The following is a 21,159-nucleotide window of genomic DNA, read 5'->3' as shown; positions in this document are numbered from 1 at the left end:
GGGTCTTGTCCTCGCGTGGACTCCAACTCCTAGTGTCCGCGGGCATGGAGAAAACCGGGAACAGGACCCTGGGGAACAGCGGGATCGAGGTGAGCGCCCTCGGCTTCGGCTGCTGGGCCATCGGCGGCGAGTGGTCGACGGCGGACGGACAGCCGCTGGGCTGGGGCGAGGTCGACGACGAGGAATCCGTACGGGCCGTACGGCGCGCCCTCGACCTCGGCGTGACGTTCTTCGACACGGCGGACGCGTACGGCACCGGACACAGCGAGCGGGTGCTCGGGCGGGCGCTCGGCAAACGGCGGGCCGACGTGGTCGTCGCCACCAAATGGGGCAACCTCGTCGACGAGGAGCGGCGGCTGCTCATCGGCAGCGACGACTCCCCGGAGTACGCCCGCCGCGCGCTCACCGCCTCGCTCCGGCGCCTGGACACCGACTGGATCGACCTGTACCAGCTGCACCTGGCCGACGCCGACCCGGAGCGCGCCGCCGAACTCCGGGACACCTGCGAGCAGTTCGTACGAGAAGGGCTGATCCGGGCGTACGCGTGGAGCACCGACGACCCCGCGCGGGCGGCGGTCTTCGCGGCGGGTGAGCACTGCGCGGCCGTCCAGCACCGGCTGAACGTCCTCCAGGACGCGCCCGAACTCGTCGCCCTGTGCGAGGAGTCCGGGCTCGCGAGCGTCAACCGCAGCCCGCTGGCCATGGGGTTGCTGACCGGCCGGCGACCGGCGGGGCGCGCCCTCGGGGCGGGGGACATCCGCAGCGTGCCGCCCGTGTGGCTGGAGGGCTTCACCGGGGAGGGCGGCGCCGACCCGGAGTGGCTCGCCCGGGTGGACGCCCTCGAGGAGATCCTCACCAGCGGCGGGCGCACGCTCGCCCAGGGAGCCCTCGCCTGGCTGTGGGCCCGCAGCCCGCGCACCGTGCCGATCCCGGGCTTCCGCTCGGTCGCCCAGGCCGAGGAGAACGCGGGCGCGATCGCCCGGGGGCCGCTCACCGCGGCGCAGTTGACCGAGGTCGACGGCGTGCTCGGACGGTGAGCGGCCCGGGAGGCGCGAGGGGTCGGGTGCGGGCGGCGGGGCCGCCGCGGGCTCAGCGGCCCCGGGGCGCGCCGTACTGCTCCTGCGTGAACTGCTCGGGTGTGTAGAGCTGTTGCGCGTACTGCTCCTGTCCGGGCAGGTGGTCCCGGCCGTCCCCGCCGGGGACGGCCCGGCGGGCACCGGCCTGCTCGGTCAGGGTGATCTGTCCGGCCTTGATGGTCGCGAGGCGCGGGGCGCGGCGGGCGATGGAGGAGTCGTGGGTGACCATGACGAACGTCAGTCCGTACTCGTGCCACAGCCCTTCGAGCAGCCCCATGATGTCGTCGCGGGTGCCCTCGTCGAGGTTGCCGGTCGGCTCGTCGGCGAGCAGTACCTTCGGCTTCTTGACCAGGGCCCGGGCGATCGCGACGCGCTGCTGCTGTCCTCCGGACAGCTCGGTCGGGACGTGCGTGAGCCGTTCGCCGAGGCCGACCGAGCGCAGTGCCTCGGCGGCCCGCTCGCGCCGCTCGGCCGGCTTGACCCCGAGGGGGACCAGCGCGGTCTCGACGTTCTCCTGCGCGGTCAGCGTCGGGATGAGGTTGAACGACTGGAAGATGATGCCGATCTTCTCGGCCCGCAGCCGGGTCAGCTTGGCCTCGCTGATGGCGGCGAGGTCCACGCCGTCCAGCTCGACGCCGCCGGAGGTCGGCCGGTCGAGACCGCCGATCATCTGGAGCAGCGTCGACTTGCCGCCGCCGGTGGGGCCCTGGATGACGAGCTGGTCGCCGTCCTCGATGGTGAGGTCGATGCCGCGCAGCGCCTCGACCGTCTCCTTGCCCCGCGTGTAGCGCTTGGTGACGCCGGTGAGCTTGTACATGAGGTTTCTCCGAGGAGTGAAGGGGTGGGGGCGCCGCGGCCCGGGGGGAGTGGCCGCGGCGCCCCCGCTCAGGGGGTGTGGCCGGGGGCGGGTTACGAGACGCTGCGGAGCGCGTCCGCCGGACGCATCCGGGAGGCGCGCCAGCCGCCCATCGCGCCGGCGATCAGACCGCCGGTGATGGCCAGGCCCGCGGCGAGCGCGATGGTGGTCACCGAGACCGGCGCGGTGAGGGCGATGTCCACGGTGTTCTTGGCCGCGGAGGCCATCTGGCCGGGACCCCCGCCGCCGGGGCCGCCGCCCATGCCGCCGCCCCCGCCGGTGGAGCCGAGCTCCGCCGTCAGCTTCGGGCTGATCGCGGTGACGGTGTAGGCCGCGGCGAGACCGAGGGCGATGCCGAGGGCGCCGCCGAGCAGTCCGTTCACGATCGACTCGCCGACGACCTGCCGGGTGACCTTGCGGGAGGGCCAGCCGAGCGCCTTCAGGGTGCCGAACTCGCGCACCCGGCGGGAGACGGCGGAGGAGGTGAGCAGCGCCGCGACGAGGAAGGCGGCGATCAGGACCGCGACGGACAGCCACTTGCCGACGCTCGTGGCGAGGTTCGAGGCGGTGGACAGCGAGCCGGAGACGGTGTCCGCGAGGTCGGCGGAGGTGGTGACGGTCGTCCCGGAGATGTTCTTCTGGATGGTCGCCTTGACCGTGGAGATCTGCTTCGAGTCGGTCGCCTTGACGTAGATCGTGGTGACCTTGTTCTTGGCGTCGCCGAGCGTCTGGGCCTGCTCGAGCGGCAGGTAGACGTCGGTGGTCGACTCACTGCTGTCGGGCGTCGCGATGCCGATGACCTTGTACTTGGTGCCGGAGATCTTGAAGGTCTCGCCGACCGTGTACTTGTTCTCCTTGGCGTACGACTTGCTGAGCACCGCGACCTTCGCGGAGGTCTGCGATGCCGTGAACGTCTTGCCGGTGGTGATCTTCGAGGTGGCCAGCGGGCCGAGGTCCTGGTGGGTCACGTCGACGCCTGCGACCGAGTAGGAGTTCACGTCGAAGGAGGCGCCACCGCCCTGCACCTGGGGAGCGCCGGTGCCGTCGCCCTGGCCGCCGGGCCCGCCCTGCTGGCCGGAGCCCGAGGTGGTGGACTTCGCCTTGCCCTGGGTGAAGGAGCCGTCGACCTTGGTGACGTTCAGGCTCAGCGCGCCCACCGCGCTCGCCACGCCCTTCTGCGCGGCGACCTCGGTGACGAGCGAGGACTTCAGGGACTGTCCGCCCTGGGTCATCACCCGGTCCGAGCTCTGGGTCTTGCTGCTGTCCGACTTGGCGTCGAAGTCGAACTTCGGTCGGCCCGAGGAGCCGCTCGTCGGCGCCGTGCGGGCCTTGGTGACCGTCATGTCCGTGCCGAGTCCGTACAGCGACTTCAGGACCTTGTCCTGGGCCTGCTGCATGCCGGCCGACACCGAGTTGACGGTGATCACCAGCGCGATACCGAGCGCCAGACCCAGGGCGATCACCAGCGCCGCCTTCTTGCGCCGGCTCAGCTCACGCTTGAGATAGATGCCAAACATCCCGTTCCTCAAAGGTTCTTGGCGCCCCTGTGGGCGCGGCCAAAAGCTATGGAGGAACCTTTGAGCCGGGCTGAGTAAGAGATGTGCGAGGGCTGAGAATCCGGACCCCTGAATCAATATTGGGTCAGACAGCCCATTCTCAGCCTTTCAAGGGCTCATTGCCAGGAAACCGCTGTTGAGTGGCCCCGTGACGCGGACGGGCGGGCCCGCCGCGGACGCGGTCCCCGCGGGCCGCCGACCGGTTCCGTTCGCCCGGATCCGCTTCCGCGCACCCGATTTTGCCACCGCTTCAAAATCAGCGTTCCTTCCTTTTACGACCCCGCTGTCGGGCTTCCCGGACGGACTTTGTACGGTCCCGGGATGCGTGATTCTTCCGGGCTCTCCCGCCGTGCCGTCCTGGGCCTCGCCGCCGCCGTCCCCCTCGCCGCCGCGACGGCCACCACCGCGTACGCCACGTCGACGATCGGCGGTGCGAGGCTGGCCCGCTCCGGGGTCCAGGCGATCGGCGCGTCGGGGCTGCCCGAGCACCTCACCGCCCGCTCCTGGCTGGTGGCGGACCACACCACCGGCGAGGTGCTCGCCTCGTACAACGCGCACCTGCGTCTTCCGCCCGCCTCCACCCTGAAGATGCTGTTCGCGGACACCGTGCTGAAGAAGTTCGAGCGCGCCGAGACGTACAAGGTGGTCGACGCCGACCTCGCCGACGTCCCCGCGGGTTCCAGCCTCGTCGGCATCAAGCCCGGCATCACCTACACCGTCGAGCAGTTGTGGCAGGGCGTCTTCCTGCGCTCCGGCAACGACGCGGTGCACGTGCTCAGCCACATGAACGGCGGCATCCCGGCCACCGTCGCCGAGATGCAGGCGCTCGCGGAGGACCTACAGGCCCTGGACACCCATGTGGTCAGCCCCGACGGGTTCGACCACAAGGGTCAGCTGTCGTCCGCGTACGACCTGGCGCTCTTCGCCCGGCACGGCCTCGCGGACGCCGACTTCCGCGAGTACTGCTCGATGAGGACCGCGGACTTCCCGGCCGGCGGCAAGAAGACCTTCCAGATCCAGAACACCGACCGTCTGCTGACGGGCGCGTGGGGGATGAAGCCGTACGAGGGCCTGATCGGGGTGAAGAACGGCTACACCAGCCACGCCGGCAACACCTTCACCGGCGCGGCGACCCGCGACGGACGGACCCTGCTCGTCACGGTGATGCACCCCAAGAGCGGCGGCAACGGCGTCTACGAGGAGACGGCCCGGCTGCTCGACTGGGGCTTCGGGAAGGGCGCGCACGCCGAGCCGGTCGGCAGGCTGGTCGATCCGCTCAGCGAGCGCGGCGCGAGCGAGGCCCCCGCCCGGAAGGCGGCGAAGGCGGCGGCGGGCGCTCCGGCCCCGGCCGCGGCCGGGAAGTCGGACGGCGCGCCGTGGGGTCTGATAGGCGGGGCCGGGGCGGCGGTGGCGCTCCTGGCGGGCGGCGCGCTCGCGCTGCGCACCCGCAGGCGCCGGTCCGCGGGGGAGCCGACCGTGGCGGCCGGGACGGCCGAGGTGACCGGGGCCGCCGAGGTGACCGGGACGGCCGAGACCGCTGAGGTGGCCGAGACCGCTGAGGTGGCCGAGACGGAAGGCCCCCGGCAGGGCTGACGACGGGGGCGGTCGCTCCGCGGTCCGGTGCACACCTCGCGGCCTTGCGCGAGGTCCGCCCCCTCCCGGGCCGCGGAGCGGCCGCCACCTCCCCCATCGGTGTGGACCGTGGTCGTACCGAAGCAGTGTGCTCCAACTGTGAAGCTCTGAAAGGGAGATGCTGAGCATAAGCGCACCAACGGCCCATACGGCCCGGAGGTTCGGCTTCCGTATGTGTGGGTCGAGGCTTCGGCCTCCTCCCGGTGAACCGCCGGACGGGCCCGACGCGCTACGCCGTCGCCTCACCGGGGTAGCGGACGCCGATGCGCTCCCGGATCGTGTCGAGCGTCCGCATCACGGCGAGGGTGCCGTCGAGCGGGACGAGCGGGGACTCGGTCTCACCGGCGCGCAGGGCGCGCATCACCTCGGCGGCCTCGTGCTTGAGGCTGTTGCGGGGGCCGGAGGCGGGGTCGGCGCGGAAGGTCTCCGGCTCGCGGCCGTCGCGGTGCAGGACGAAGTGCTCCGGGAAGAAGAAGCCGCCCGGGACGTCGATGCGGCCCGCGGAGCCGGTGACGGAGGCCGTGACGGGGGTGCCGCCGTTGATGGAGCAGTGCACCGAAGCCAGAGCGCCGCTCTCGTAAGAGAGCAGCGCACCCGTCTGGAGATCGACGCCCTCGTCGGAGAGCACCGCTCGCGCGACGACGTCCGAGGGCTCCCCGAGCAGCAGTTGCGCGAACGACACCGGATAGACGCCGAGATCGAGCAGCGCACCGCCGCCCTGTGCCGGGTCCCGCAGCCGGTGCGAGGGCGGGAACGGGCCCGCCAGACCGAAGTCGGCCTGCACCGTGCGGATCTCACCGATCACACCGTCGTCGACCAGCGCCTTCAGCCGCCCCACCAGCGGATTGCAGTACATCCACATGGCCTCCATCAGGAAGCGGCCGCGGCTGCGGGCGAGCGCGACCAGTTCCCCGGCCTCCCGCGCGTTCAGCGTGAACGTCTTCTCGCACAGCACGTGACGCCCCGCCTCCAGGCACATTCCGGCGGCCGCCCGGTGCGCCGAGTGCGGTGTGGCGACGTACACGACGTCGACGTCCTCGTCCGCGGCGAGGGACGCCCAGTCCCCGTACGCCCGCGGGATCCCGAACCGCTCGGCGAACGCCTTCGCCGAGGAGTCCGACCGTGAGGCGACGGCCACCACCTCCGCGTCCGGCATGTCCACCAGATCCGCCGTGAACGCCGCGGCGATCCCGCCGGTCGCCAGAATCCCCCACCGCACGCGTTCACGCTCGCCCGTCATGCCCGCCCCTTGATCCTTGACTCCGAACCCGCTGTTCGAACTGAGAGCATAGGGGCCGCATCTTTCGGAGAGGGGGGCACATGCCCGAGCGTGGCCGCACCACGCGGGACCAGGAGAGCCCGCGGGGGCACATACCGGAGGCAAGCGCCGCGGGCACCGTGCCGACGGTCGCCGAGGCGTCGTCGGCGGACACCGGAGCGGCGTCCGCCGCCGCGCCGCGACCGCACGCGGGCCCCGGCGCCCCGGGCCGCACCGGACTCCTCGTCACCCTCGTCCTCGGCGGGCTCACCGCCACGCCCCCGCTCGCGATGGACATGTACCTCCCCTCGCTGCCGGAGGTCACCGGTTCCCTGCACGCCCCCGCCGCCACCGTGCAGCTCACGCTCACCGCGTGCCTCGCGGGCATGGCGCTCGGGCAGCTCGTCGTCGGACCCATGAGCGACAGGTGGGGCCGGCGGCGGCCGCTGCTCGCCGGCCTCGGCGTCTACGTCCTCGCCACCGCCCTGTGCGCCCTCGCGCCCGGCATCGGCCTCCTCGTCGCCTTCCGCCTCGTCCAGGGGCTCGCGGGCGCGGCCGGGATAGTGATCGCCCGCGCCGTCGTCCGCGACCTGTACGACGGCGTGGCGATGGCCCGGTTCTTCTCCACCCTCATGCTGATCTCCGGCGTCGCCCCCGTCGTCGCGCCGCTCATCGGCGGACAGATCCTGCGCCTCACCGACTGGCGGGGCGTGTTCGTGGTCCTCACCGCCGTCGGCGTCGCGCTGACGGCCCTCGTCTGGACGAAACTGCCCGAGACCCTGGAGCCCGCGGACCGGCACGACGGCGGCGTCGGCGAGGCACTGCGCGCCATGCGCCGGCTGCTCGCCGACCGCGTCTTCGCCGGGTACATGCTCGCGGGCGGCTTCACCTTCGCGGCCCTCTTCGCCTACATCTCGGCCTCGCCGTTCGTGATCCAGGACCTGTACGGCGCCTCCCCGCAGACCTTCAGCCTGCTCTTCGGCGTGAACTCCGTCGGCCTCGTCATCGCCGGACAGGTCAACGGCAAACTGCTCGTCGGCCGGGTCGCCCTGGAGAAGGTCCTCGCCACCGGCCTCGCCCTCGTCGTCCTCGCCGCGACCGCGCTGCTGCTGATGTCCACCGGCGCCCTCGGCCCGGTCGGGCTCGCCCCGGTCGCCGCCGCGCTGTTCGTGCTGATGTCCGCCATGGGCCTCGCCCTGCCCAACACCCAGACGCTCGCCCTCATGCGCGTGCGGCACACGGCCGGCTCCGCCTCCGCCCTGCTCGGCACCTCCTCCTTCCTCATCGGCGCGGTCGCCTCGCCCCTCGTCGGCGTCGCCGGGGAGCACACCGCCGTTCCGATGGCGATCGTCCAGCTGGCGGCCGCGCTGGTGGCCGTCGCCTGCTTCGTGGGACTGTGCCGTCCCCGGCGGGCGGGACGTACTTCGAACGGAAAGGCGGCGGAGAGCTGAGCGCACCACGACTGCGGACCGGCACGCCGGAACGGGCCGGACTCGACGCCGGTGAACTGCGACAGCTCGTCCACGAGGTCCGCGCCCTCACCCGCGGGGCCGACCCGTGGGCGGCGGGCGTCGTGGTGGTCGCGGGACGGGGTCCGGTCGTCGCCGTCGCGGAGGCGGCGGGCTGGGCCGTGCGCTACGCGGCCCACGACGAGGACAAGGACACCGGCGTCGAACTGCCCGCCCGGGCACGGGTGCCGATGACCGTGGACACGCCCTTCGACCTGGCCTCCCTCACCAAGCTGTTCACCGCGGTCGCCGCGGTGCAGCAGCTGGAGCGCGGAACGCTGGGCATCGACGCGCGCGTCGGCGCGTACCTGCCGGAGTTCCGCGCGGTCCGCGAGCACGGCGTCACCGTACGGCAGCTGCTCACCCACACCTCCGGGCTGCGCCCCGAGCTGCCGCTGTACGACTGCCCGGACGACACGGCCCGGCTGGCGCTGCTGCGGGCGGAGGCCCCCTCGTCGCGGCCGGGCGAGTACCGCTACTCCGACGTCAACCTGCTCCTGTTGCAGTACGTGCTGGAACGCGTCACGGGCCGGGGGCTCGACATCCTTGTCAGGGACGGCATCACCCGCCCGCTCGGGATGAACTCCACCGCCTTCGGTCCCTGCCCCGGCGCGGCGGCCACGGAGGACCAGCGGCGGCCGTGGGCCAAGGCGGACCGGGGCATGCTGCGCGGAGTGGTGCACGACGAGAACGCCTGGGCGCTCGGCGGGGTGGCCGGTCACGCCGGCCTGTTCTCCACCGCGCACGACCTGGCCGTGTTCTGCCGCACCCTGCTCGCGGGCGGTTCCTACGGCCCGGCCCGCATCCTCGGTCCCGACTTCGTCGAGCTCCTCCTCACCCCGCCCGGCCTCGGGTTCGCCCTCGACCAGCCCTGGTTCATGGGCACCCTCGCCGGTCACGGGGCGGCGGGCCACACCGGGTTCACCGGCACCTCCCTGGTCCTGGACCCGGCGACGGACACGTTCCTGGTCCTGCTCGCCAACACGGTCCACCCCCGGCGCCGCCCGGCGGACAACGCGCCCCGGGCGGCGGCGGCCACACGGCTGCGACGGGCGGTGCGCGGCACCTGAGAGGGCGCCCGGCGGGTACGGGGGACACGCGGCACCTGAGAGAATCGGGCCGTGAACGCCCCCGTACCCCCCGCCGACACCCTGCGCAGCGCCCTCGCCGGACTGCTCGACGGCCTGCCGCCGAAGACCGCCGCGCAGGCGGTCGAGCGGCTGATCGCGAACTACCGGGGGACCACCCCGACCCACGCGCCGATCCTGCGGGACCGCTCGGACGTGGCCGCGTACGCCGCGTACCGGATGCCCGCGACGTTCGAGGCGGTGTGCGCGGCGCTGGAGGCGTTCGCGGACGCGGTGCCCGGCTGGGCGCCGGGCGGTCACGTGGACGTCGGCGGCGGCACCGGCGCGGCCACCTGGGCGGTGAACGCCACCTGGGCGGGCGTCCGCCCGGTCACCGTGCTCGACTGGGCCGAGCCGGCCCTCGCGCTCGGCCGGGAGATCGCCGCCGCCAACCCGGAACTGGAGGGCGCCGTGTGGCAGCGCTCTCGTATCGGAGCGGCGCTCACCATCGAGAGCACTGATCTGGTCACCGTCTCGTACGTCCTCGGCGAGCTCACCGAGGACGACCGCGCCTCCGTCGTGGACGCCGCCGCGGCCGCCGCGCAGGCCGTGGTGATCATCGAACCCGGCACCCCCGACGGCTACGCCCGGGTCCTCGCCGCCCGCGAGCGTCTGACCGGCGCCGGCCTCCACGTCGCCGCTCCCTGCCCGCACAGCGCGGCCTGCCCCATCGTCCCCGGCCAGGACTGGTGCCACTTCTCCGCGCGGGTCGCCCGCTCCTCCCTGCACCGCCAGGTCAAGGGCGGCTCCCTGCCGTACGAGGACGAGAAGTTCAGCTACGTCGCCGCGACCCGCTTCCCGCCCGCACCGGCACCCTCCCGGGTCGTGCGCAAGCCGCAGATCCGCAAGGGCCAGGTCCTGCTCGACCTGTGCGGGCGGGACGAGGCGCTGCGCCGGGAGACGGTGACCAAGCGCCACGGGCCGCTGTACAAGGCGGCCCGCGACGCCGAGTGGGGAGACGCCTGGCCGCCCGGGGACGCCCCCTAGGCCCTGTCGTCACATTCCCGCCTGCCCCGCGACGCCCGGCACTCCCCCAAGCTCTTCGAGCAGGGGGGACCCCCACGACGCCGCAGGGCCGCCCTTCGGGCGACGACGGGAATGTGACGACAGGACCTAGGCCGGGGCCGGGCCCCGCAGCTCCTGGGTGCAGCACTTCACGCTGCCGCCGCCCTTGAGGAGCTCGCCGAGGTCGACGCCGACGGGGACGAAGCCGCGTTCCCGCAGCGGGTCGAACAGGCCCGCCGCCTCCTGCGGCAGCAGCACGTGCAGACCGTCCGAGACCGCGTTGAGGCCCATCGCGGCGGCGTCCTCCGCCGTCGCGGTCAGCGCGTCCGGGAACAGCCGGCGCAGCACCTCGCGGCTGCCGGGGGAGAACGCGGGCGGGTGGTACATGACGTCGTCCGTGTCCTCGTCGAGGACGGCGAGGGCCGTGTCCAGGTGGTAGTAGCGCGGGTCGACCAGGTCCAGGCCGATCACCGGGCGGCCGAAGAACTCCTGCGCCTCCCCGTGCGAGAGCGGGCTCGCGCGAAAACCCCGGCCCGCGAGCAGGTACGACCCCGTGACGACGAAGTCGCCCTCTCCCTCGTTGACGTGCTCGGCCTCGTGGATCCGCCCGTACCCGCGGGCGCGGAACCACTCCAGGTGCGCCCGTGCCTCCGGTTCGCGCTGCGGGTAGGCGAACCGGGCGCCCAGCACCCGGCCGTCCACGACCGTCGCGCCGTTCGCCGCGAAGACCATGTCCGGCAGGCCCGGACGGGGGGTGAGCTCCTCGACCGAGTGGCCGAGGGAGCGGTAACGGTCCCGGAGGTCCTCCCACTGGGCGAGGGCGAGCGGGACGTCCACCGGCTTGGCCGGGTTCATCCACGGATTGATCGCGTACGTGACGTCGAAGTGCACCGGTGGACACATGAGGTAGCGCCGGGGCGTGGCGCGGCGAAGAGGATGCAAGGAAGGCTCCTTACGCAACCGCAGGGGCAGTTGGTGCTCATGGTGCGGTGCGCCCGGCCCGGGGAGCGGGAGGCGCCCGGGTGATGTCCACCGGGTCCGCCCGCCCCGGCCGTGATCCCGCACTCGTCGGACGCCCGCGAAATAGCCTCAAATCATGCAATAACGCCTGATCAAGGCCCGGTGGAGGCATCACCTCACCTGCCCCGTCGTCGGCTCCGGCCACCCGGGGCCCAGGATGGTGGGACGATGGGGCGAGGACGATTTGCACTACGGCGAGGCGAGGGGATAGATGAGCGCAGAGTTCGGCCGCCGCTCCGGCACGTGGGACAGGATCTCGAAGTGGTTCGGCGGACGCCGGCCCAAAGCCCCCGCGGAGACGTCCGCCGACGGGCGTGAAGCCCTGCTGCTCGCCGCCGCCGCCGCGGGGCTGCCGCTCGCGCAGGCCGCGTACCCCTCCGGCTACCGCTGTTCCTGTGACCGCGTCGGCTGCCCCACGCCCGCGCGCCACCCCGTCTCCTTCGCCTGGCAGACGCAGTCGACGACCGACCGCGCCCAGATCGAGCGCTGGGCCCGGCATCAGCCGAAGGCGAACTTCATCACCGCGACCGGCATGGTGCACGACGTCCTGGACGTGCCGCTGGACGCCGGGCGCGAGGCGCTGGAGCGCCTGCTCGCCTCCGGCGTCGAGGTCGGCCCCGTCGCGGAGACCGGCGACGGCCGCATGCTCTTCTTCACCCTCACCCGCGGCACGCCCGAGGACGAGGACGAGTGGTGGCCCTGCGAGCTGGACTGCCACCCCGAGACGATGGACGAACACCCCGGCTTCCGCTGGCACTGCCGCGGCTCGTACGTCCTGGTGCCGCCGGCCCGGCTGCCCGGAGGGCTGGGCGTCGACTGGGTGCGCGGCCCCGAGCACCCGCTGCCGGACCCGCTCACGCTCCTGGAGACCCTGACCGACGCATGCGCCCGCTACGCGGGGGAGAACGGCGCGGACCAGCTCACCGCCTGGCCCCACCGGGGCTGAGGCCCCGGGCGCCGGCCGGCCGACGTCGGCCGTGGCGCGGGCCCGGCTACTCGCCCTTGGCGCCCGTAAGCCCCTCGACCCGTCCGAGGACGGACACCTGTCCACGGCCCGAGCCCTTCGGCGGGTCCAGGGCGGCCTGGTTGGAGACGAACTCCAGGGTCAGGGACCGGTTGATCTCGCCGGTCGTCAGGGCCCGCACGTCCGCGCCGGGGGAGGGGATCTCGGTGCCCGCGGCGGCGGTCTCCTTCTCGAAGCGGCGCGTGGCGAAGAACACCAGCGCCCCGCCGTCCGCGGTGCGCAGACCCACCGGCGCGTAGTCGCCCGCGGTCAGCGGCTGGTCGATGTACTGCCGGGCGAGACCGGGCCGGCTGGCGAACTTCTCGCGCTGGGCCCGCCACTGCGAGGTGTGGACGCCCGTGGCGAAGGTGTCGCCGCCGGTCTTCAGATAGGCCGCGTACGACCGGCCGAGCTCTCGCGGCCGGACCGTGAGCGCCGGGTCGTCGGCGGCGACGGGCTGTGCCCAGCCGTCCTCGTCCTTCGCGAACTCCGGCACGTCACCGGCCCCGAGGACCGTGAGGTACGAGGCCTGCCACTTCTCGCGGGCGCCGTCCCGGGTGAAGACGAGCAGCCAGCGGCTGCCCGGCACGCCCTTGTTGGCCGTCGCGTCCGCCACGAACCAGCGTGGCCAGCCCGCCTTCGCGGGGATCGAGAACTCGGCGTCGTCGAACTCCAGCGCCGAATGCGCGGGATTCCCGGCGGGCTTGCTCAGACGACCGGCCCTCAGCTTGGCGCCGTCGATGTCCGCGAGCGGACCGGTCACCCGGTCCGCGTCCTTCGAACGGTCGTACGTCGCGTCCGCCTTGTTGTAGGCGGCGGTGAAGTCCGCGAGCGCGCGGGCGGCGTCGGCGCGGGTCGTGGCCGGCACGACCTCCCGCTCGCCGTGCACCACCACGCAGCCGCTCGCCGCCCACAGCGCGGTCACCGTCGTCGCCGCCAGGGCGAGACGGACGGGGCTACGACGCCTTCGAGGGCTGAGCTCCGTGCGATCCCTGCTCATCAGGTGCCTTCACCTTCTTCTTCCCGGAGGCGAACCCTACCGGGGCGAAGAAGATCGTGAGCGTCGGGACCAAGTACAGGGCCCACACCGTGACCTGAAGGACGGTCGGGTCGGGCTGGAAGTTGAAGACGCCCTTCAGCAGGGTGCCGTACCAGCTCGTCGGGTCGATCGTGGAGCTGATGTCGAAGGCCAGGTTCGTCAGACCCGGGACGAAGTCGGCCTCCTGCAAGTCGTGGACGCCGTACGCGAGCACGCCCGCGGCGACGACGACCAGCATGCCGCCGGTCCAGGTGAAGAACTTGGCGAGGTTGATCCTCAGCGCGCCACGGTAGAAGAGCCAGCCGAGGAGGACCGCGGTGGCCAGGCCCAGTGCCACGCCGATCAGCGGGCGGGGGGTGCCGTCGCTGGCCGCGTGCACCGACGCCCACACGAACAGGGCCGTCTCCAGGCCCTCCCGGCCGACCGCCAGGAACGCGGTCGCCACCAGCGCGCCCGTTCCCATGGCGAGCGCCGCGTCCAGCTTGCCGTGCAGCTCGGACTTCAGGTGCCGGGCGGTGCGCCGCATCCAGAAGACCATCCACGTCACCAGGCCGACGGCGAGGATCGACAGCGAACCGCCGAGCGCCTCCTGGGCCTGGAACGTCATCTCCTGGGAGCCGAACTCCAGCGCGCAGCCGAAGCCGAGCGCCACGGTGATCGCGACGCCGATGCCGGCCCAGATCGGCTTCAGCGCGTCCCTGCGCTCCGTCTTCACCAGGTAGGCGATGAGGATGCAGACGACGAGGCTGGCCTCCAGGCCCTCGCGCAGTCCGATCAGGTAGTTGCCGAACACGGCTACACCTCCTTGGAGAACAGCGCGCGGCCCCACCAGTCGTCCTTGTCCCGGACGCCGGGCGGAACGGCGAAGACCGCCGAACTCACGTGCTGGATGTACTCGTTGAGCGCGTCGGAGCGCGACAGGCTGCGCTGAAGGGGGATGAACCCCTTGCGCACGTCCCGCTGGTAGGCGAGGAAGAACAGGCCCGCCTCGAGACGGCCGAGGCCGTCCGTGCCGTCCGTGAAGGAGTAGCCGCGGCGCAGGATCGTCACACCGCCGTTGGAGTCGGGGTGCGCGAGCCGGACGTGCGCGTCCGGCTTCATCGCCTTCAGGAACGGCTTGTCGTGCTCCTTGGCCTTGCCGACGGGGGCGCCCTCGCCCTTGTCGCGGCCGAAGACGTCCTCCTGCTCCTGGAGCGAGGTGCGGTCCCAGGTCTCGATGTTCATCCGGATGCGCCGGGCGACGAGGTAGGAACCGCCGGTCATCCAGGCGGCCTTCCCGTCGTTGTCCTTCGCGTCGGCCCACACGAACTTCTTCAGCCGCTCGGTCTCGGTGCCCGCGATGTTGCGGGTGCCGTCCTTGAAGCCCATCAGGTTGCGCGGGGTCTGCGCGTCCGGGGTCGTCGACGACGTCTTGCCGAAGCCGAGCTGCGACCAGCGGATGGCGACCTTGCCGAAGCCGATGCGGGCCAGGTTGCGGATGGCGTGCACCGCCACCTGCGGGTCGTCCGCGCAGGCCTGGATGCACAGGTCGCCGTCGCTGCGGGCCTTGTCCAGGTTGTCGCCCGAGAACGCGGGCAGATCGACGAGCGCCTCCGGCCGCCGGTCCGCCAGACCGAACTTCGCGAACAGCGACGGGCCGAAGCCGATGGTCAGGGTCAGCCGGGACGGCTTGAGCCCCAGCGCCTCACCGGTGTCGTCCGGCGGCGCCTCGGCCAGACCGCCGTACGCGCCCTCGCCGACCGCGTGCCCGGCGGTCATCCGGGCGGCCGCCTGCGTCCAGTCCTTGAGGAGCTGGACGAAGGCGTCGCGGTCGTCCGTCTTCACGTCGAACGCGGCGAAGTGCAGCCGGTCCTGCACCGCCGTCGCGATGCCGGCCTGGTGCGGGCCGTGGAAGGGGACGGCGGCACCGGTGTCGGCGCCGACCGGGTCGACGTCGTTGCCGGCGCGGGTCATCGCGACGGCACCGCCGGCCGCGGCGGCACCGAGCGCGAGCCCCGCGCCGCCCCAGCCGATCAGGGAACGCCGGGTCGGCGCGGAGCCGGTGCGGGCGGTCCCGTCGGCGTCGGCGCCGTTCGTGCTGTCCTGGGTGGTGTCCGTCATGGCGCTGGCTCCTACTTCACGACGGCGGCGGCGAGCTTGGACAGGGGCTCGGCGAGCGCGTTGACCGCGTCCAGGAGCCCCTTGCGGTCGGCCTCGCCGACCTTGTCGTACGAGACGAAGCCGTCGGACGTCTTGTCCGTGCGGTACGTGTCGAGCAGCTTGTTCACCGCGGCGAACTGCTTGTCGAGCTCGGCCGTCAGCGCCGCGTCGTTCTCCGAGGCGACCGGCTTGAGCAGCTCGTACGCCTTCTGCGCGCCGTCGACGTTGGCCTTGAAGTCGCTGAGGTCCGTGTGCGAGTAGCGCTCCTCCTCGCCGGTGACCTTGCCGCTCGCGACCTCGTCGAGCAGTTCCTTGGCGCCGTTGGCCATGGAGGTCGGGGTGATCTCGGCCTTGCCGACGCGCTTCTGCCAGTCGGTCAGGTCGGTGACGAGCTGGCCGGCGAGGGCCTTCTGCTCGTCACCGATCTTCTTGTCCGCCCACAGCGCCTTCTCCAGCGCGTGCCAGCCGGTCCACTTCTGGCCCTTCTCCAGGCCGTCCGCGCGGGTGTCGGTCTTCGGGTCGATGTCACCGAACGACTCGGCGATCGGCTCGGTGCTCTCCCAGCCGACCCGCGAGGGGGCGTAGGCCTTCTTGGCGGCCTCGAGGTCGCCGGCCTTGACGGCGTCGGCGAACGTCTTCACCTTCGGGATCGTGGAGTCGGCCTCCGACTGTGCCCACTCGCGGTAGGAGGCGACCGCCTTGTCCAGGCGCGGGTCGCGCTTGGCGACCTTGCCGCCGGTCACGGTGAGCTTCTGGCGGACGCCGTGGCCCTTCATCCCCGGACGGCAGGCGATCTCGTACGAACCGGCCTTCACCTCGGCGGTCAGCGTGTACTTGGTGCCGGGGCCGATGTTCTCCTTCTCGGAGACGATCCGGTCGTCGGGGAAGACGATCTCGACCTCGGTGGCCTGGGAGCCCTTGTTCTCGATCTTCAGGGTGACCTGGCCGGCCGGGACGGTCTTGGTCGAGGTCTCGCACTTGGAGTCGGCCGCGGTCACCTGGATCGCGTCGCCGTTCTTGGCGTCGCTCTTCTGGGTGCAACCCGTGACAGCGGCCAGGGCGGCCGCGGTGGCGGCTGCGGTGACGACGGACAGTCGGACGGCTCGCATGCAGGCTCCAAGAGAAGTCGGACAAGCCGCACGGCGGGCCCGTTCGGCATGGTGAGGCTGGCCTAACTTATCTGAGGCTTGCCTCAGTGATACCCCTCTATGCGGTGATTCAGCTCTCACAGGCGGCTTACAGGAACGGCTTGATCACGGTGACTCAAAACGGATCCCATGGAATGGTCAAGCGGAGGTCAAGGAGGCGGTTTCGTCGCGTTTCGGGGTGATGAGCGCGGCGCCGGTCCTGGGGTGCGGAAACACCTCGACCGGCTGCCGGTAGACCTCGGTCAGCAGCCCGTCGGTGAAGACCTCCGCCGGCCGGCCGTGGGCCGCGACACGACCGGCGCACAGGATCGCGACCCGGTGCGCGTAGGCCGCCGCCAGACCCAGATCGTGCAGCACCACGACCACCGCGTCACCGGCGTGCGCCCTTTCCCGGCACACCCGCAGGACCAGTTCCTGGTGCCGCAGGTCGAGGGCGGCCGTCGGCTCGTCGAGCAGCAGGAGCGGCGCGCGCTGCGCGAGCACCCGGGCGAGCGCCACCCGCGCGCGCTCCCCGCCGCTGAGCGCGGCGAAGGAGCGTGCCGCGAACGCGGTGACCTCGGTGGCCGCCATGGCCGCGCCGACCGCCGCGTCGTCGTCCCGCGGGCTGTGGGCCCAGGGAGCCCGCCCCATCCGGACGACCTCCTCCACCGTGAACGGGAAGGAGAGCGCCGCCGACTGGGGGAGCACGGCCCGGCGCAGGGCGAGTTCGGCCGCGGACCAGTACCGCGCAGGGCGCCCGTGGAGACGTACGACCCCTTCCGCGGCCCGCAGGTCGGCCGCCAGCGCGGCCAGGAGGGTCGACTTGCCCGCCCCGTTGGGCCCGACCAGCGCGAGCACCTCGCCCGCGCGGGCCGTGACGTCGACGCCGCGCAGCACCTCCCGGCCGCCGAGCCGGACGTGGAGGCCCGCGGCCTCGGCGAGCACGTCACCGGGGGCGGGCGCGGGCGGCGGTGCGGGCCGCGCCGCGGATACGAGCCGCAGCCCCCGGGCGGCACGCGCGAGCCGCGGACCCCCGGCGGTGCGCGGCGTCTTCGGGGGCGTGCCCCCGGTGCCGCTTCCGTCGGATCTCATGCCCAGCCTCCTTGCCTGCGACGGGTCCTGCGCAGCAGCCAGAGGAAGAACGGGCTGCCCAGCAGGGCGGTGAGGACGCCGAGGGGGAGCTCGGCGGGCTGCGCGAGGGTCCGGGCGGCGAGGTCGGCCGCGAGCAGGACCGCGGCGCCGCCGAGCGCGCTGCCCGGGATCAGGAAGCGGTGACCGGGTCCGGCCGCCATGCGCAGCAGATGCGGTACGACGAGACCGACGAAGCCGATGATCCCCGAGACGCTGACGGCCGCCGCCGTGAGCAGCGCGATGACCAGCACGAGGACGAGCCGCAGCCGTTCGACGTCGACGCCCAGGTGCCGGGCGGGCCGTTCGCCGAGGGACAGCAGATCGAGCCGGCGGGCGTACAGCGGTGCCAGGGCCAGGCCGGCCGCGGCACAGGGCAGGACCGCGAGGACCTTCGGCCAGGTCGCCTGCGCCAGCGAGCCGAGCTGCCAGAAGGCGATCTGGCTGACGGCGGCGGAGTCCGCGAAGAACAGGAACAGTCCGGTCAGGGCGCCCGTGAAGGCGTTCAGGGCGATCCCGGTGAGGATCAGCGTGACCACCTCGGTGCGGCCGCCCGAGCGGGACGTCGCGTGGACGACGAGGACGGTGGCCAGACCCGTCACGAAGGCGACGGCCGGGACGGTGAAGGTGCCGAGGAAGTCCAGGCCGAGCGCGATGGCGGCGACCGCGCCGACCGCCGCGCCCGACGAGACGCCGATGACCCCGGGTTCGGCCAGCGGATTGCCGAACACGCCCTGCATGAGGGCGCCGGCGCAGCCCAGCGAGCCGCCGATGAGCAGGGCGAGCACGATCCGCGGGAAGCGCACGTCCCACAGGACCGACTCCGGGACCCGGTCCAGCGCGGTGCCCCCGAGACCGGCGCGGTGGGCGACGGAGGCGAGCACGTCCCCGGTGGGGATCGGGTACGCGCCGAGTCCGGCGGCCACGGGGACCAGGACGAGCAGGGCGGCGAGCAGCCCGGCGGTCAGGAGCCAGGGGGTGCCGCGTGCCGCCCGTTCGCGTACGGGAGGGGTGCCGGTCCCGTCGACGGCCGGTCCGGGGGAGGGGCCGGCGGGGGCCTCGGGGGCCGGGCGGTCGACGGCGGTCATCGGGCGTCCCCGTACAACTGCCGCACCAGCGACCTCAGTACCTGGTCCGTGCGCGGCCCGTAGTTGAGGAGCACCCCGTCCTCGACGGACACCACCCGGCGCTCCATGCCGGCCGGGGTCTGCGCCACCCCGGGGATCTTGACGAGTCCGTCGGTTCCGCCGACGGACTCGAGTCCCTTGGACATCACGAGGATCGCGTCGGGCGCGGCCCGGACGAGCGCCTCGGTGGTGATGGGGGTGAAGTCCTTGTCCAGGCCCGACGCGGCGCCCGCGTCGACCGCCCCCGCCGCCTCCAGCAGCGAGGTCGCGCCCGAGCCCCGGCCGCCGATGAGATAGACGGAGGCGGAGCCGCGGAGGTAGAGGAAGGCGACGCGCGGGTGGTCCGCGTGGGGCGGAACCGCCTTGCGCACGGCGGCGATCCGGTCCTGCGACCGTTGCGCCAGCCGCTTCCCCGCCGCCGGTACGCCGAGGGCGTCGGCCACCGTCCGGATGCGCGGACCCACGTCGGCGAGGCCGCGCGCCGGGGCGACGACGAGGACGGGAACACCGGCGTCGCGGATCTGCCGCACGGCCTCGTCCGGTCCGGTCGTCGTCTCGGCGAGGACGAGGTCGGGGCGCAGTGAGAGCACGCCCTCCGCGGAGACGTCGTGGTTGCGGGTGACGAGGGGCAGTTTCCTCGCCTGGGCGAAGGTGGCGGTGATGTCGCGGGCCACGACCCGGTCGCCGAGCCCGAGCGTGAAGACGATCTCGCTGAGGCCGCCGGACAGCGGAACGATCCGGTCGGCCTTCTCGACGGTCGTCCGCCTCCCGTCGGACGAGCGCACCGTGACCGGGAGCCGGGGCGTTCCGGGGGACGCCAGGGGTTCGACGCGGTCGGTGGCGTCCGGGCCGTCCGCTCCGGCCGTCGTGGTGACCGCCGTCGACGCGGGGTCCGCGGGACCCCCGCATCCGGTCAGGGCGAGGGTGAGGGCGAGCGCGGACAGCAGCGCCCCCGCCAGTCGTGTGCGCAAGCGTTGCACTGTCCCGTCGTTCCTCTCGGTCCTCTTCCGGCACGTCCGATCGGTAGTTTAGGTTAGCCTTACCTAAGTCGCCAGGGGTTCTCGGGGCCCCGGAATCCGGAGGACACCCATGACCGCGCGTTCGAGGGCCCTGGCGGCCGCCGTGGTCTGCGTGACCGTGCTGGGGGCTCTGCTCACCGCCACGGCCGCGCACGCGGCGAGCCGCACCGTGCGGGGCGGCCGGCTCGACTGGGGCGTCAAGTCGTCCTTCCAGAGCTATGTCACCGGGCCCGTCGCGAAGGGGAGTTACTCCCTCACCGGGGGCGCGGCCACGGTCGGCGCGAACCGGTTCCGCTTCCACTCCGCCACCGGCTCCTACGACGGCGGCACGGGCGCCTTCACCGCCGCCTGGTCCGGCGGGGTCCGCTTCGTCGGGCACCGCGGGAGCGACGGCGGCTACGAGCTCGACCTCACGATCAGCCGCCCCGCCGTCCGCATCTCCGGCGGCCACGGCACCCTCTACGCCGACATCACCAGCAAGGCGAAGGGCACCGGGACGGTCACGACGTCCAGAGGGGTGCCCTTCGCCGCCCTCTCCCTCGGCGGCATCGACATGAGGGGCGGCGGCACCGCCGTTCGGCTCGACAACCTCCCGGCCACGCTCACCGCGCAGGGCGCCCGGTCCTTCGCCGGCTACTACACGGCCGGTACGGCACTCGATCCGGTGAGCCTGGAGGCGGACGTACCGGCTCCGGCCCCGGCGGGACCGTCGAAGACACCCACCGCCCGGCCGTCCGGGTCCCCCTCCGGGAAGGCCGCTCCGGGCGCGATCGAGGACGGGGCCGTCGACTGGGGAGTGCGCCGCACGTTCCGCGAGTACGTCACCGGGCCCGTCGCCGACGGGAAGTGGACGCTGACCGCCGGAGCCCGGGACGGCGGCGCGTTCTTCCGGTTCCCCGCGGGCGAGGGCACCTACGACGGGAAGAAGCGTGTCCTGAGGGCCGCCTTCGGCGGAGCCCTGCGCTTCACCGGCCGCCATGGACTCGATCTCCGGCTGAGCGGGGTGCGGGTCACCGTCGAGGACGGCGCGGGCACGCTCTACGCCGACGTGACGAGCGCGGACCTCACCGGGAAGAAGGTCCCGCTCGTGACCTTCGCGGCCAAGGCCCTGGAGCTCGAGGACGGACTGCTCCGACTCACCGAGGCGCCGGGCGAGTTGACCGCCCGGGGCGCCGAGGCGTTCGGCGGGATGTACCGGGCCGGCACGGAGATGGACCCCCTGACCCTCTCCGTCGCCCTCACGGACGCGGCCCGGCTCCCCGCCCTGCCCGACCTGGGCGAGTCCGCTTCCCCCTCGCCCGCGCCGAGCGCGTCACGGACGCCCGGCCCGAAGGCCGACGCCACGCCCCGCACCGAGAACACCGCGAGCGACGGCTCCGTCGGCGGACCGGTCCTGCCGGTCGGCCTCGCCGTCGGAGCGCTGCTCGCGGCCGCGGCCGCCTTCGGGTTCGCCCGCAGGCGCCGCACGCGCACGGACTGACCCCGATCCCCCGACCCGCCCACCCCGAGCCCGGCTCGCCCCCGAACCGCTCGACCGGA

General features: G+C 73.2%; 18 protein-coding genes. 7 read left to right on the top strand and 11 right to left on the bottom strand.

All coding sequences use genetic code 11. The annotated features are described in order from the left end of the window. The first annotated feature begins 44 nt into the window (after window positions 1-44). Window positions 45-1,037 (top strand): aldo/keto reductase, encoded by a 993-nt coding sequence (locus CW362_RS14045; RefSeq protein ID WP_103549809.1) that lies wholly within the window; start codon window positions 45-47, stop codon window positions 1,035-1,037. Between the two features lie 52 nt (window positions 1,038-1,089). Here the strand turns inward: CW362_RS14045 and CW362_RS14040 are convergent, their stop codons facing one another. Next, entirely contained in the window at window positions 1,090-1,893 is an 804-nt protein-coding gene (locus tag CW362_RS14040; RefSeq protein ID WP_376450335.1) for an ABC transporter ATP-binding protein, read from the bottom strand. A 92-nt stretch (window positions 1,894-1,985) separates the two neighbouring features. Beyond that, a complete protein-coding gene (locus CW362_RS14035) occupies window positions 1,986-3,449 on the bottom strand; it encodes an ABC transporter permease (protein ID WP_103549772.1) in 1,464 nt (487 codons plus the stop codon). 360 nt (window positions 3,450-3,809) lie between these two features. Between CW362_RS14035 and CW362_RS14030 the strand changes: the two genes are divergently transcribed. Further along, the gene (locus CW362_RS14030; protein WP_103549771.1) at window positions 3,810-5,081 is read left to right on the top strand and encodes a D-alanyl-D-alanine carboxypeptidase family protein; all 1,272 of its coding nucleotides are present in this window, start codon (window positions 3,810-3,812) and stop codon (window positions 5,079-5,081) included. Window positions 5,082-5,349: 268 nt separating this feature from the next. Here CW362_RS14030 and CW362_RS14025 read toward each other — a convergent pair whose 3' ends face one another. Continuing rightward, window positions 5,350-6,360 carry a Gfo/Idh/MocA family protein gene (locus CW362_RS14025; protein WP_103549770.1) on the bottom strand — a complete coding sequence of 337 codons (1,011 nt, stop codon included), beginning with the start codon at window positions 6,358-6,360 and terminating at the stop codon, window positions 5,350-5,352. 80 nt (window positions 6,361-6,440) lie between these two features. On the opposite strand from CW362_RS14025, the gene CW362_RS14020 reads away from it, so the two are divergent. From CW362_RS14020 to CW362_RS14010, 3 genes are read left to right on the top strand one after another with little or no spacing between them, the layout of a single operon-like run. Further along, window positions 6,441-7,829: a multidrug effflux MFS transporter gene (locus tag CW362_RS14020; RefSeq protein ID WP_103549769.1), complete on the top strand. Its 1,389-nt coding sequence runs from the start codon at window positions 6,441-6,443 to the stop codon at window positions 7,827-7,829. Further along, window positions 7,775-8,956 carry a serine hydrolase domain-containing protein gene (locus CW362_RS14015; RefSeq protein WP_103549768.1) on the top strand — a complete coding sequence of 394 codons (1,182 nt, stop codon included), beginning with the start codon at window positions 7,775-7,777 and terminating at the stop codon, window positions 8,954-8,956. Before CW362_RS14020 ends, CW362_RS14015 begins: the two co-directional genes overlap by 55 nt. Window positions 8,957-9,007: 51 nt before the next feature. Further along, window positions 9,008-10,000, top strand: a complete 993-nt coding sequence (locus CW362_RS14010) for a small ribosomal subunit Rsm22 family protein (protein WP_103549767.1) — start codon at window positions 9,008-9,010, stop codon at window positions 9,998-10,000. 126 nt (window positions 10,001-10,126) lie between these two features. On the opposite strand, the gene ddaH is transcribed toward CW362_RS14010, so the two are convergent. Continuing rightward, window positions 10,127-10,960, bottom strand: coding sequence for a dimethylargininase (gene ddaH, locus CW362_RS14005; RefSeq protein WP_376450339.1), 834 nt, complete (start codon window positions 10,958-10,960; stop codon window positions 10,127-10,129). Window positions 10,961-11,249: 289 nt separating this feature from the next. On the opposite strand from ddaH, the gene CW362_RS14000 reads away from it, so the two are divergent. Beyond that, complete coding sequence (locus CW362_RS14000; protein WP_103549766.1) at window positions 11,250-11,984, top strand: bifunctional DNA primase/polymerase; 735 nt, start codon at window positions 11,250-11,252, stop codon at window positions 11,982-11,984. A 46-nt stretch (window positions 11,985-12,030) separates the two neighbouring features. Here the strand turns inward: CW362_RS14000 and CW362_RS13995 are convergent, their stop codons facing one another. The 7 genes from CW362_RS13995 to CW362_RS13965 all read right to left on the bottom strand — a co-directional run bounded on the left by CW362_RS13995 (window position 12,031) and on the right by CW362_RS13965 (window position 19,572). Further along, window positions 12,031-13,041 carry an SCO2278 family lipoprotein gene (locus CW362_RS13995; protein ID WP_103549765.1) on the bottom strand — a complete coding sequence of 337 codons (1,011 nt, stop codon included), beginning with the start codon at window positions 13,039-13,041 and terminating at the stop codon, window positions 12,031-12,033. After that, window positions 12,998-13,873, bottom strand: coding sequence for an iron uptake transporter permease EfeU (gene efeU / locus CW362_RS13990; RefSeq protein ID WP_103549764.1), 876 nt, complete (start codon window positions 13,871-13,873; stop codon window positions 12,998-13,000). Before efeU ends, CW362_RS13995 begins: the two co-directional genes overlap by 44 nt. Before the next feature lie 2 nt (window positions 13,874-13,875). Next, entirely contained in the window at window positions 13,876-15,180 is a 1,305-nt protein-coding gene (efeB, locus tag CW362_RS13985; protein ID WP_103549763.1) for an iron uptake transporter deferrochelatase/peroxidase subunit, read from the bottom strand. Between the two features lie 11 nt (window positions 15,181-15,191). Continuing rightward, window positions 15,192-16,328: an iron uptake system protein EfeO gene (gene efeO, locus CW362_RS13980; RefSeq protein ID WP_103549762.1), complete on the bottom strand. Its 1,137-nt coding sequence runs from the start codon at window positions 16,326-16,328 to the stop codon at window positions 15,192-15,194. A 177-nt stretch (window positions 16,329-16,505) separates the two neighbouring features. Beyond that, entirely contained in the window at window positions 16,506-17,438 is a 933-nt protein-coding gene (locus tag CW362_RS13975; RefSeq protein ID WP_103549761.1) for a heme ABC transporter ATP-binding protein, read from the bottom strand. After that, window positions 17,435-18,562 carry a FecCD family ABC transporter permease gene (locus CW362_RS13970; protein ID WP_103549760.1) on the bottom strand — a complete coding sequence of 376 codons (1,128 nt, stop codon included), beginning with the start codon at window positions 18,560-18,562 and terminating at the stop codon, window positions 17,435-17,437. The genes CW362_RS13975 and CW362_RS13970 overlap by 4 nt, the downstream gene beginning before the upstream one ends. Further along, complete coding sequence (locus CW362_RS13965; protein WP_240657780.1) at window positions 18,559-19,572, bottom strand: heme/hemin ABC transporter substrate-binding protein; 1,014 nt, start codon at window positions 19,570-19,572, stop codon at window positions 18,559-18,561. The genes CW362_RS13970 and CW362_RS13965 overlap by 4 nt, the downstream gene beginning before the upstream one ends. A gap of 118 nt (window positions 19,573-19,690) precedes the next feature. Between CW362_RS13965 and CW362_RS13960 the strand changes: the two genes are divergently transcribed. Continuing rightward, window positions 19,691-21,100 carry an HtaA domain-containing protein gene (locus CW362_RS13960; RefSeq protein WP_103549758.1) on the top strand — a complete coding sequence of 470 codons (1,410 nt, stop codon included), beginning with the start codon at window positions 19,691-19,693 and terminating at the stop codon, window positions 21,098-21,100. Window positions 21,101-21,159: the final 59 nt, after the last annotated feature.

This window comes from Streptomyces populi, assembly GCF_002911015.1.
Lineage (GTDB): Bacteria > Actinomycetota > Actinomycetes > Streptomycetales > Streptomycetaceae > Streptomyces > Streptomyces populi.
This window is presented reverse-complemented; position numbering and strand designations above follow the sequence as displayed.